Source organism: Rhodococcus sp. LB1 (assembly GCF_001583455.1).
In the GTDB taxonomy this organism is placed as follows: Bacteria; Actinomycetota; Actinomycetes; order Mycobacteriales; family Mycobacteriaceae; genus Rhodococcus_F; species Rhodococcus_F opacus.
This window is the reverse complement of sequence record NZ_LTCZ01000126.1, coordinates 1-12,895: the sequence shown is the minus strand read 5'-3', so window position 1 is coordinate 12,895 and position 12,895 is coordinate 1. Positions and strand designations below refer to the sequence as shown.

The 12,895-nt window shown below is 66.5% G+C and carries 5 protein-coding genes and 3 pseudogenes; 4 read left to right on the top strand and 4 right to left on the bottom strand.

The features are described 5' to 3' along the window. A partial coding sequence (locus AZG88_RS19125; protein WP_156517538.1) for a WS/DGAT domain-containing protein occupies positions 1-660 on the top strand: 660 nt, incomplete at its 5' end. A 1,875-nt stretch (positions 661-2,535) separates the two neighbouring features. Here AZG88_RS19125 and AZG88_RS55600 read toward each other — a convergent pair. Further along, positions 2,536-2,850, bottom strand: a complete 315-nt coding sequence (locus tag AZG88_RS55600) for a DUF1931 family protein (RefSeq protein WP_082764666.1) — start codon at positions 2,848-2,850, stop codon at positions 2,536-2,538. Positions 2,851-3,168: 318 nt separating this feature from the next. Between AZG88_RS55600 and AZG88_RS19115 the strand changes: the two genes are divergently transcribed. After that, a complete protein-coding gene (locus AZG88_RS19115) occupies positions 3,169-3,513 on the top strand; it encodes a WhiB family transcriptional regulator (RefSeq protein ID WP_061043259.1) in 345 nt (114 codons plus the stop codon). 557 nt (positions 3,514-4,070) lie between these two features. Here AZG88_RS19115 and AZG88_RS52670 read toward each other — a convergent pair. Beyond that, positions 4,071-5,529 (bottom strand): annotated as a pseudogene (locus AZG88_RS52670) (FtsK/SpoIIIE domain-containing protein); the annotation flags it as partial. Positions 5,530-7,137: 1,608 nt separating this feature from the next. Here AZG88_RS52670 and AZG88_RS19095 point away from each other — a divergent pair. Then, positions 7,138-7,530 (top strand): hypothetical protein, encoded by a 393-nt coding sequence (locus AZG88_RS19095; RefSeq protein ID WP_231914087.1) that lies wholly within the window; start codon positions 7,138-7,140, stop codon positions 7,528-7,530. Positions 7,531-7,921: 391 nt separating this feature from the next. Beyond that, positions 7,922-8,863 (top strand): lytic transglycosylase domain-containing protein, encoded by a 942-nt coding sequence (locus AZG88_RS19090; RefSeq protein WP_231914085.1) that lies wholly within the window; start codon positions 7,922-7,924, stop codon positions 8,861-8,863. Positions 8,864-11,521: 2,658 nt separating this feature from the next. On the opposite strand, the pseudogene AZG88_RS19085 reads toward AZG88_RS19090, so the two are convergent. Together AZG88_RS19085 and AZG88_RS55300 are read right to left on the bottom strand one after the other, a co-directional pair. Continuing rightward, positions 11,522-12,069, bottom strand: a pseudogene (locus tag AZG88_RS19085) (Lrp/AsnC family transcriptional regulator). A gap of 290 nt (positions 12,070-12,359) precedes the next feature. Beyond that, a pseudogene (locus tag AZG88_RS55300) lies at positions 12,360-12,503 on the bottom strand (alpha/beta hydrolase); the annotation flags it as partial. Positions 12,504-12,895 lie beyond the last annotated feature (392 nt).

The following is a 12,895-nucleotide window of genomic DNA, read 5'->3' as shown; positions in this document are numbered from 1 at the left end:
TTCACCGTCGACGACGTGGTGACGGCGCTGTGCACCACCGTGCTGCGTCGCTGGCTCATCGACCACGATGCCCCGCCAAACACGGCGCTGGCCGCGGCCATGCCGATCGCGCGGCGCACCGACGCACAGGTCGCGGCCGCCGACCATCGGCTCTCCCTCCTGCCCATCGCCCTTCCGATCAACGAAGCCGACCCGGCCCGCCGCCTGCACAAGGTGCACACCTCGCTCACGGCGGCACCCCAACCTTTCCGCGCCGCACCCGCCACCCTCGTCCGCGACTTCGGTGCCGCGCTGCCGCGAGCACTGCGCGGTCCGATCTCGCGCACACCGCTGCGGGCACTGACCATGCCCACGCCACCGGTCAACCTGATCATCTCCCACGCCGCCGGCCCTGCTCGGCCGCTGTATGCCGCGGGCATCGAGGTGACCGGGAACTTCCCCGTCTCCGCCGTCAGCGACATGGCCGGCGGCATCACCATCGCCGCCATGTCCTACGGCCGGCACCTCGACGTCGGCATCATCACCTGCCGAAACCTCGTCCCCGATGTGTGGGACGTCACCGGCCAACTACACCAGGCCCTCTCCGAACTGACCGCGTGCACCCGCAACGTCCGATACCTGCGACCCGACCGTCCCCCGCACCGACCGATGTCGAGGTAACCGCGCTCTCGTCATCGGCACCACCATCTACCGACCCGAAAACGCAAATAGTCCCGGCTCTACCCGGAGGCGATTTTGCGTGGAGGCCGTCCTGTCGAGACGATCCTTGGGCAGGAAGGATTTTCGAGGTTGGCGCGGCGCTCGATTTCCGTCTACGAGGCCGACCGGCTTCAGCCGGGGCCGGCTACCGGAACGCCGCGTCGGCGGTTCCTCGAGTGGAACGGATCGTCGCCACTGAGCGAATCGGCGATCTCGCGATACGCCGGTGGTGGGGCGGCGGCGGCCAAGTATGAGTTCGTCCGCGCAAAGGTGCCGGATGCGGCCGTTGGCGAAATGCACGGTCGAATCCGCTACTGCCCCAAGTCTTCCATCAGCATGCGGATCAGGTCCAGATGGGAACCCTCCGACCGAAGGGGTCAGTCGGCCGGAGGAGTCAGGCGGCCGGAGGGTCCGGGCTCTCGCGCGGGTTTGCCGTCCGAGGGCACGCGGCAGCACGCGCATCGGATACCCCTATCCAACCGGTTCACTCCTCGAGCCGACAACGCATCGGTCCAGCGCACCGAGGGCGCCTGCCGATCGCATCGGTGACCAATGCCAGGGGGCACGGGGATGGTGCCGGCGACTCGCCGTGCACCCATCAGTTCCTCGTCACACCGACGGTGCAGACCATCAAGATCAACCCCGCGCCGATGCCGACAGCCAGATCGGCAACGTGATTGACGAACGGACCCGATGTTCGTCATCCCCAGAGACACTCAACAGCCATTCCACCGGCCCTCGCCCGATCCGACGATTCCGAACGTGCCGGTAGCCGCCTGGTTCGCCGCTCGGCAGTGGGATACGAGTGGAACCCGGGGACCCACCAGTGCGTCTTGCCGGCGCATTGACCTGGTGGCGCCCTTTTGACCACACCGCGACGATGGTGACGAAGGGGTACGCCGTGGGCCGGTTGGCGCGCTCCGAACTAGACGTCCCGCCGCACGGGCGGCCTCAGGTTCTTCACGGTAGGCGCCGGGTACCGGCACGGCCTGTGAATCTTGACATCTCCTCAGGCGTTTCCACCGATCTCGCCCAGCGCGCTCCGGCACGTGAAGGCCGCGCTCGCGGCGGGAAGATCATCCGGCTGCATACCCCGAAAGTGACCGGGGACGGGCACGTGCCACCAGGCCAGGTCGACAGAGCGGCCGATCGCATCCGGTGCCCCTTGCGTCGCGGCCAGCGAACGCCGGAACGGGATCGCGGACCCGACTGCCCGCGTCGGCGTCACAGCACGGCACCGCTCACCCGAAGCCGGGGCCGCCCGGACTCGCCCGTCACGTGCTCGAGGCAGGGCGGTCGATCGCCGAGCACCAGTTCCCACGAGCAGCCTGCGGACCTTCGACGGTCACCGCAACTTCGACATGAACATCACGGGCGCCTCCGGACGGAACTATCCCATCACTGAACATGGAATGCGCTGTGCCATAGCCGGATTGATCGGACAGGCGGCGAACGACACGATGCCCGTGCTGTCGTCGACGCGTCGGACAATCCGACGCATCCTGCCGCCGCACCCGATCGGGTATTCACCTCTGCCAGCCCGGGCACTGCGTCTCACCCGCAGCCTCGGTCGGCATCGGCGGCGCTTCGGCGACCCGGGACGGGACGGGACAACCCTTCGGTGTCAGAGGTAGAGGTCGAGAGGGACACCGATCATCGAGCGGTTTCCGACCGTGGGCGCGCACCGTCTTCACCTCGGGATACGGTGCGGAAGGTCCGCGCGAACGTCACGCGCAGCCCGCCGGTGGTGTCGCGGGCAGCCACGACCGGGGTTTCGGTCGCGAGCATCCGGTCGAGCGACGGATAGCCGGTCAGTCACCCGAGGATCGGCTCGACTCACACGGGGACCGAGCTCGCGGAACAATCGCCGTTCTCCCTCAAACCCTTGGTGATCGATAGGTCCGTACAATCGATGATGTTGTGGCGAAGGGCCGCGGCAACCGCCGCGGCGACGAAGAGCAGATCGCATATTCTCCTGGCGACGATCTCGCCGACCGGCGAAAGTCGCCCCTGCCGACGCCGCGAGCGGCCACCACCCGAAAGCTGTCCTCGAACTGATCGAGCGTCACGACCCTCACGGTGGGCACCGCAGCTTCCACCGGGTGACAATCCTCCATCCCACCCCGGGTGGCCGGCAGGGGAAAGTCGCATACGTACAGCACAAGAGCCACACGCCTCCCGAGGCGGGAGCCATGACACGGCATCACCCCCGATGGGGCCACGCCGCCACCGTCACCGTCACCGTCACCGTCGAGGATTGGACACTCGACCGCCTAGCGCAGACACCAGGCCATCCGCACTACCCGTCAAACCAAGGTGCCCGGTTTGTTGTCCGGAACGAGCCGCAACCGATACCCCACGACACATCGACAACACAGAAAATTCAGTTTCCTGAGTCCGGATCTGCCCACAGATCCTCCCGTTCGGGAACGAAAGGAACCGCACTTGCTCCCCGCACGAACCCCATCCATGCCGAGACACGAGGTCCTGAGCGGACCCGAAGGATGGCGGGACAGCGCCGCGTGCCGCGGTATCGAACCGTCGGTGTTCTTCTCCCCCGACAATGAACGCGGTACCGCCCGAGGTCACCGCGAATCACGGGCCCGGCAGATCTGCCAGGACTGCCCCGTACTCATCCAGTGCCGCGAGCACGCTCTGACGACGGGCGAACCGTACGGAATCTGGGGCGGCATGACCGAAAACGACCGCAAACGACACACCAACCGACTTCGCCGCCGCGAGCACCGACCCCTCGCGCCCCGGCACGCGACACCAGCCACCGCCGACGCCCTGCACCTGAGCTCCGCCCGGTAACGAGCGCGTCCAGCGCGACATCCCGACGACCCCACCACACGACGGAGAACCCCGGTTCGGACCCCGAATACGAACCAGATCAACGGTTTTGGACAACCAAGCGTCCGGTGGAGCATCGCCGATCGAGAAGCCCGAACGCGTCAACGACGCGATGCTCCCGCCCTCGAAAGCGAGCACGGGTGCTATCCGAAGCGGCGAAACACCGATTGTCACCGGTCGCGATGACGAACTGCCCTCCCGGAGCAGCGAAGGTCGCCGACCGCAGCGGGCCTCCGGTTCCTCGACCCTTTCAGGTTCGGGCAGGTTGAGCGTGGGCAGTCCGTTCTCGCCGATCGCAGCGGCGGCCGTCATCGCAGCCTGAGCCGGATCGGGATTGCCCTCGCCCATCGGGTCGTTCGCCACCACCACGGCGGCAACGCAGGCGGCGGTGATGCCAAACGCGGCCGCGGTCTTCACGTATGGGCGGCCACCCGAAGGGCCACGCATTCCCCGGGCTTTTAGTCGGTAGTCGCTTGGCCGGCCCCCCGGCACCGCACCCGCGGTACGGGCGCCCGGGGGTTGTCACGAGGGTGACCGCTGGCGCCGCCGAACAGAGAAGCGTCCGGAACGCCTGGACACCGAGCACGCGGCCCACGCCCCGAGCGGGTCGAGTTCCTCGAGTCGCTCTCGGGTCGCGTCGTCGCCAGTCTTCGCCAGCCGCTGCCACTTGCCGGACAGAATGAAGAACTCGTCGAGGACCGCGATCATCAGCGGTAGCTGCGAGCCCTCGATCTTCTTGTGGTGAATGTAGGCGTTACGGGCCATCATCTCGGTGTGCAGCGCGCGCACGAACATTGCCGCGCGGAGCGCGTCGTACACGATCGCGCCACAGCCGGGGTAACCCCCGAGGGGCATCGAGTTCGATCATCTTCGGATCGACGCCGACGAACGGGATGCCACGGCGCGCCGCCTCGGTCAGCAACCGTGCGGATCACGAACCTCTTGCCACCGCCGGTCGGGCCCACGATCACGCAATGCGGCTTGTTCGAACTCGTCGACACATCCCAGAACATCGTCAGGTCCGCCGCGCCGGTCGCATACGGCAGGTGCCGCAGGTCCTCGTCGACCAGGGCGAACGGGTGCTCCACCCTGGCCGGCATCGCAGCCACGAGCCGCATCACCAGGTGGCCCTGCGAAGGGGTCCACTCCGTGGTCCACGTGCGGCCGGACTCGTGCACGCCCGCAAGAGATGCCAGGGCTTGGTCAACCTTTGCCTGGAAGCCGCGGGCACTGGAGTTCATCGACGGCTCGAACGTGCTCTCGACGCCGTTCTCGAGCCGGTCTCGACGCCATACTCGTCGACCGAGTCGACGGTGACCTTCGCGTCTTTGACGATCGCGCCGGCATCGAGCGCCGCCTGCAGCGCCTTGTGCCGCGGGGAGCGAGTGTCGGGGATGATTTCGGCGCGGCTGGTATGGATTCGATTCTTGTGCGCCTCATGCTCGAGGCGGACCTCCCGCTTGCCGCGGCCAGGGCATGCCTCCTCGATTGCCCGGGTCAGCTCGTGAAAACGCCTTGGGCCGGACCACTGTGCCGGGGTGCAGTGTGATCGCCGCCCGGCAGATGGTCCGTCGCCGGGGAGCCAGTGACACGGTGACCTTCTGGGGAAGGTGACCGGTGGTCTGACGCACCACGGATTCGAGCATCTGAGTCCACTTGTGCGCGCGGTAGCGGGACACATCGAGCGCGCACAGTGCGGCAGCGACAGCGAGCAAAGGCCACTGGTAGCCGTGCAGCTGTGTGAGGAGGCCCGTCGCGGTCTCGTTGCCGTCGACGGCGGGCAGCAGCCGTGGCGCGTACACCGCCGCGCCGGCGCCGGCGACAGCGATCGGTGAGGTGGGGGTGAAGCGGCCGATGCGCGTCGGGTCGGGCGTCCGAATCGACCTGCGTGCCTGCGCGTGCGGTGTCGCAGTCGCCGAAGATCTCGCGGTACTGCTCAACCACCCAGTCCTTGACCGGGTCACGACTTGCGTTCACCGCGGCCCCTTTCGCTCGGTCCGACACCACTGCGGGAGTGATGCGGGAGCACTGTGGCAACAAACGCGCGCCGGGTTCAACGGGGTATGTGGATAACTTCCGGGCGACGCGTTCGAGGAATCGTCCCGAGCCCGTCGCTGTCCCACGTAGAGCATCCCGGCGACCCCGGATCCCAGCGGTCCGCGCGCCGCTCACCGAGACCCGGTGTGTGCCGCATCGCACGCCGTGGCGAGGCAGGCATCCAGGGGGACTCGTTCGCTGTGTCGGCGGTGTTCGCCGCACGGTGCCGGAGCGGTGCGGGTGCGGCCGCGGACCCGCCCGCCGCAGCGCTCCGAACAGCAGTCGCGGACCCCCGCCGCAGAGCGCTCGAATCAGCGGTCGAATGAGCGGTCGAGTTCCGGGCGTTTCGACGGTGATTCGACCACTGCGGCGAGCACGTCCGAGCACGCGTGTGAGACGCCTCTCCGCGAGCGATACCGGCAGGGTCGGTGCGGCGGTCGACGCGGTCCCGATGCCGGCGCGGCGAGTCCACGAAGGGCGCGCCGAACCGGCGCCCCGCTGCGCGGTCGACACAGCACCGCCGCAGGCGTGTGACATGGGCGTCCCGAAATATGTTGGCGCGGCGCAATTTCTAGTAGTACACTCCCCCTAGGCCCGAAGGGCCGGGGGGAGTGACCCCCGAAGGGGGTGGGGTTCCCCGCTTTTGCGGACGCTCGATTCGGACGCCCGTTCTCATGCCACGGCAGAGCACCCTCCGATCGGTGCCGCAGCACCACTTGTTCGATCCCCATTTCGAGGGCAATAAGACGCGCACTCGTGTGCGCCTGAACACGGTCGGTCAGGCACCACATTTCAGCGCTGAATTTCGCGCTTCCACGGCCCTGCCGCCACCATTCCTCCGCCGGGCTCTCCGGGCACCGACCCACCGGGCGGCCCGTTGCGGTGCTCGGCGGACCCCACCTCAGCCTGATGAGCCAGGCGCCGCACACCGAACCACACACGACCCGTCAGAGGTCCACGCGTGACACCTCACCGCCCACGCAACCGATACCCGCGCCCAGCACATCCGTGTCTCACCAGGCCGAAAAGCACGCACCCCCGCTGCGCCCACGACCACCGCAACGCCCTACCCGAGAGGAAGTTATCCACATACCCCGTTGACGTCGGCACACGATTGTTCTTCACGCCGCCCGCACCACCTTTCAAGTGCTCTCGCCACATCCGACCCGAGGAGAACCCCATCTCTGTTGCGTCCACCGTCGTCGACGCCGCACTCGCTTCGCCCAAGCCCACCCACATCGGGGGTGACTTTCTTGCTCAGGAAACCGAGGTGAACACCAACAACCTCGAGGACCGGATCGGCGACAACGCGTTCGCCCGTGATCTTCCCCGCTGGTCGTCCGCGCGATCGCCTCGGAGCCCCCCAAGAGCAACCTCTCGAAGGCGCTGACAGTCGGCGGACGGTCACTCGTCGCGATCATCATCTTCGTGCTCGCCGATAGCCAAAACGCAATGAACGGGCTCGGGGCCGTTTTCCTCAGCCTCTTCGGCGTCGACGCCTCACGCGTGCTCGTCCCTTGCGAACACATCCTCGAAGGAAGTGAGCACATGATCGACAACAACCGACCTGCTCTACCCGCCAGGACTCGCACTACCTCGGCCCCCGCGGGCAGAACCCTCCCGACTCGCATCCGGTACTCCGCCGTCGCGGTGGGTGCAACGATCGCGGTCACGGCCTTCGTCGTCGCCCGCATGATCATCCACGTCCCTCCACGCTTCACACCACTGGCCGTGATGCTCACGCTCACCGTCTCTCTCACCACCACGATCACCCGATACATCAACGCCGACCGACCCCCGCACTTTCCGTGTTCATCGCGGCATGGAACGACGTGGTGGTACCACGACCGCCTCAGACCCGGACAGAGCGCCCCGGCCCCGCGCCAGGACGCGTCACGGCCCGCCGTCCTCGACCTATCCACTACCGAAGATCGACGGTGAAATCCGATCAGCCCGAACAAGGACATCGCCGCCGGTGCTCGACCCGAACTTCGACGAGCCGCAGCCGCCGGTCCTGCCGCCGGGAGCCCCGCCTCCCTCCCGGGCCGCAGCGATGCGCAACGCCCCCACGACCCCGCCGGCCGAACCGGCACCACAACACCCAGCCCGACCCCCGATCCCCGATCCCCGAGCCCCGGGGCCCGGGGCCCGCCTGCCGCCCACCGAACCGCCCAGGGCACCTGCGGCAACCCCCCGCCCGCCGAGCCACCCGTCGTCGACGACCCGCCGGCCCGCAGCGACGCCGCACACCCGGCACGACCTCCGAAGCCGAGTTCGTTCCACCGGTGGAGAGCTACCGCCGCCGCCCGCCGACAAAAGCAGCGAAGCGCACATGCAGATCGACTCGATCCGCGTCATGCGCACAATCGCGGCGGCCTTCCCCGAGATCACCACCATCGGCGGATGGCGCCCCACCGGCGACGTCGCCCAGGACCACCCCGACGGCCGCGCGGTCGACATCATGATTCCCGACTCCGCGAGCGCCCAAGGGAAGGCGCTCGGCGACAAGATCGCCCTGTACCTCCAACAGAACAAGGTGGCACTCAACGTCGAGTACCTGATCTGGCAACAGCGCTACTGGGATGGCACCGGCCACTGGTCGCTGATGGAGGACCGCCACGGCTACACCGCACACCACTTCGACCACGTGCACGTCACCACCGTCGGCGGCGGGATGCCGACCGCCGACACCCACTACCGCCCTGTTCCGGGCGCAACGACCACCACCGGGCCGTGCCCGACAGAAGTCGGTGATCAGACCGAGCTCGCCCCTGGCAGCATCCCGCCGCAATACACCAACGCAGTCTCGGCCGCTGGTTCACTGTGCCCCGAGGTGAGCCCGGTTCTGGTTGCCGGCATCGTCCAGCAAGAGTCCGGGTTCAACGAAAACGCCGTCAGCAAGGGCGATGGCGTAAACCAGGGCGGCGCCGAAGGACTGAGTCAGTTCATGCCCGACACCTGGAAGGCCTTCGGTACCGATTCCGGTCTCGATCGTGCCGGGAATGCGGAACCACCGAACGCTGCCGACCCGTTCAATCCGTACGACGCGATCGCCTCGGAAGGGCACTATCTCTGCCACATCGCCGACTACCTTCGGCCGCATCACGACAGCGGGGCCGTTACGGGCGCGGTCACCGACCTGATCATCGCCGCCTACAACGGCGGGGAGGGCGCCGTCGTCACCTACGGCGGGATTCCACCATTCGGCCAGACCCAGGCATACGTGCCGGCCGTGCGTGAGCACATGGATCACTTCGCGGCCCGGTACCCGTAGCCCTCCTACCGCCACAACGGAAATTGTGTTGTCCGCGCAATCCATTCACCGGCACGATCCGCCGACCCGCCGGACGCGCTCACCTGGGGTGATCGCTCGAGGCAATAAGAGAGTTCGTTTACCAGTCGTGCACTGTTGATGCGACATCGGCGAATGGCAGTGGCCCGACGCACCCAGCGACCTGTTTGTCGCAGGACCGATCTCGTGTGGCAGGCAACCGGCGATGACGGGCGGTCCTGGTCAACATGTCAGCTCTGTGAGATCAGCAGTTCGACGCGATCTACGCCTGGAACACACCACTGGGGACCTGGAACAAACCACTGGGGAAGTGCAGCGAGGACGCATCAGAAGTTGTTGCCAGGACGCAAAAAAAATCATTCAACGGCGGCTTCGCTCCATCCATGCTCTCTTCGATGCGCTGTCTGGAGCGTAACGCACATGTCAAGGGGCCGACCGGTCCACATCTGCTTTGTCCTGGCTCGGTGCATCTGATGTCCACTCAGTGAATCTGATGCCGGCGGCGGTCAAACTGATGCCCGGCGCAGTGGATCTGATGCGGAGTTCCCTGACCAGCGCTCCGATGGCGCCTGCTGCGTTACCAGGAGAATCGCGACAACAGGCCGCCGTTCCATGTGCATCAGATTGGTCGAGCCCCGCGCGAAGAAGCCGACGCGGCCTATCTGATGCATCGCTGGTCAGAGCTTCGTTGCGGCATCAGTTTCACTGAGTCGGGACATGCTTTGTCCTGACTCGGTGAAGTTGGCGACGACTCAGTGATGTCCTGTGGCAGTTGATCTTCCTTTTTGCCAGTGAATCTTGCTTATCCCGGCTGTCTCGCCACTGTAGTTTGCTCGGTTCGTGTTCACCCCACCCTGGCCGGCAGGCCAGTCGCAGGGCCGATGCGAATCACCGCAGCCTGCCGACGGTGCATGAGCAGACGGCAACACACGCCGGTTCAAGCAAGATTCACTGGCACACAGCGCCCGGCGGCCATGTCACCAACCCCCGAAACGCCGACAGGCACACCTGAATCCCGCCAGTCAAAATTCCTCGGCCCAGGTCACAGCTCCACACCGAGGACAATCCCGTGTCACCGGACAAGTGAATCTGGCGAGTGCTGCGGTCTATCTGGCGGACGGCTCAGCGAACCTGGCGAATCCGAGGTGGTCACCCGCGATCGGGAATGAATCGAGGCACCGAGTTCCATGCTCGCCACGTTCTTTAACTCCGAAGTCGCCGCGGCGACTCAATAGACCTGGCGAACAGCAGGTACGGCCGCTGCGATCTCGCCAGATCCACTGAGCCAGGACAGCTTCCGCGTCCGGGGAGTACGGCGGATGTGTACCGTCCGCCAAGCGGAATGCCGTGGGACGCCTGCGAAAAAACTCCCACGTGAAGCGATGGGGGCACCACCTGCGGATAGGAGCACTGAAAGAACAATTTGCGGCTTCCGTGTCACACAGGCCCCCGTACCGGGATCCTCCTTCCGAGGAGGAGACCAATCAGCGGCAAGCCGTGCGCCCGCTTACACAACAGAGGAGCGGCGTGGACATGCCCACTGATCAGCGAGCAGCGAGCAGTGAGCAGGCGTTGACGTGGCATACGCATCGGCGAAGCCGATGCGTCTCACCCACGCATGGTTGATTTTGCCGGGTGCGCGATGGCGTGCGGTGATCTGCCATCTCTCCGTTGCCGACTGCGTGAATGCCATTGGCGCACATAATCTTAGAAACTGATGACCGACATCGAGTCCGATAACTCGTGCGCACCAACCATATTCACAACCTCTGGCGGCAGTCACCCCCTCACCTGCCGTCCAACGCCCCACGATCACGCACACCCGCGGCGGTGACGGCACCAGTAACAAGGCCTTCCCCACCCCGCCACCGGCGCCGAACCGCCACCCCCACAGAAAAACGAACGCATGTCCGATGAATTCGGACACCGACAACCCACATACCACCCGAACCCTGACGCACACCCACCCCACCCCGACCCGTGACCGCCGACCCCGCCACCGCGACCACCCACCCCGGCCGCCTCACCCCCAACCCCCGCCGCGGGCCCACACCGCAGAACTCAACCTCGACATCGACATCGACATTCCCCACCTACCACACGCACCACGGCGCGCACCCCCACCGCCAACAACCTCGACTCCCCGAAAGATCACCCCACCACACCCGCCACCTACCGCATCCCCGACAACCAAGGGCCCGACCACACCATCGTCGACATCGCCCAAGACCCCGGGCGCCCAGGACTACCCCACAGGCCTCGGCTCCTCCACACCCCTGCCGTCACAGCCGGCGACGACCAGTGGACCGGCCACCGACCCGTACCCAACAAAGCCCTCACCGCAGCCTGACAGCGCCGACCTCACCGCCCCGCACACCGCCACCGACGGTGCACCGAGGAAGCCGGCACCAGCCCGCGAACGCATCCCCGACGACGCCTTCCGCCGCCCCCACACCGGGGGAAGCCGACCAAGCCCGCACCACAACGCCACAACGACCCCGACAACTACCGCATCCACCGCCCGCCCCCCACAACAGGACGCGCGAGCAGCGCCAGGACAACGACACGCCAACCACCGGCAAGAACAACCTCCGACCGACGCACCTGATCACATCCATCGCCAAGCAGCTCCGCTCCCCCTCAACGGCCCGAAGACTGCTCGACCCGAAGCGATCGCAGCCGCGGACGCACATGCTCGAAGATCAGGATGGTCTCCGTCGAGGCCACCGCAGGATGCGCGCTGAGGTGATCGAGAACGAAACGCCTCAACTCCTCACTGCTCGCAGTGGCGACGTGAACGAGATAGTCATCGGCACCGGCGATGAAGTACACGTTCAACACCTCACCCACGGTGGCGAGCTGCTCGGCGAGCTGCCCCGGATGCCGCCGCGCACCAGCCTGCACACGAACCGCGATCATCGCCTGCAGGTCCCAGCCGAGGGCAGCCGGATCGATATCGGCATGGAAGCCCCCGATCACCCCACGATCGACCAACGAACGCACACGACCCAGACAGGTCGACGGAGCGATACCCGCCAAAGCAGCCGGGGCATTGTTCGGGATACGCGCATCCCGAACAAAGCTGATCGAAAAAGGACCCGATCGACGTCATCGATCCGCACCCCCGCCCGAACACCATCCGCTCCCGAGCCAACCGAACACGGCCCGCCCTCAACATTCTTCTTCACCGGCTCAGCCCAAAGAATTTTCTTCTCTCCACTCGGCTACCTTGCGCCGCATGCCCACAATTGATACCTGTCAGTCGAATCACTGATCGTGAACCCCGGACATCCACCTCCCCAACACCAAGATCGTGGCCCCTCGGCATGACCGGACAGGCCCACCATCACCAGCCCCCAGCCCCCCACTCCCCACCCACGCCACCGCCTCGCCGCCATCGGAACCCGCGATGGGCCGTGCGCGACCAAAACCCTCCCCCACACGGACGCCGACATCACCGTGACCGACCACACCACGTCGACGGGAATGTCACGTCCCCGTAGTCCAGTCCGACCTCGTTCGGTCGCCGCAACATCGGTGCCCGCCGTCCCGCGGTCGTTCCCGTGGTCCCCAACGCTACGAAGTTGTCGAACGCTGCCTGGGCCTCGTTCTCATCAGCCACGGGGTGCGCCTTCCCTTCCGGCGCCTGGGCGCCATACCGGGTCCTCCCCCGCAGCGGCACAACAGTTCTGCCTCGAACCGAGCACCCCTGCGACGAAGCTCAACCACCCCCGCAGTGTTCCCCTCACCCACCGGCGGATCCGGGCACCGTCCACCCACCCCTCCAGCCGGCGCGGCCATGAAGTCCGGCAGATGTGCGCTTGCGGGAGGGACCGCTCCGACCGCGATTGCACTCGGAAGACCTCTTCGGAAACCTCGAAGAATGGGCGTCGACGGACCAACTCCTGGCGACCAGCCCGCCATCCGCATCACCGCGGGAACGCTCGACGGCGCACAGGAAGGTGAGCTGCCATCCATCATGTTGGCAAACGCGTGCGAGCTGTATCGAGACGC

Bases quoted from the DNA above. Each gene is read 5' to 3' on its own strand.
- AZG88_RS19090 (WP_231914085.1), top strand. From the start codon at position 7,922: ATGCAGATCGACTCGATCCGCGTCATGCGCACAATCGCGGCGGCCTTC.
- AZG88_RS55600 (WP_082764666.1), bottom strand. From the start codon at position 2,850: ATGCGACTTTCCCCTGCCGGCCACCCGGGGTGGGATGGAGGATTGTCA.
- AZG88_RS19095 (WP_231914087.1), top strand. From the start codon at position 7,138: ATGATCGACAACAACCGACCTGCTCTACCCGCCAGGACTCGCACTACC.
- AZG88_RS19115 (WP_061043259.1), top strand. From the start codon at position 3,169: ATGCCGAGACACGAGGTCCTGAGCGGACCCGAAGGATGGCGGGACAGC.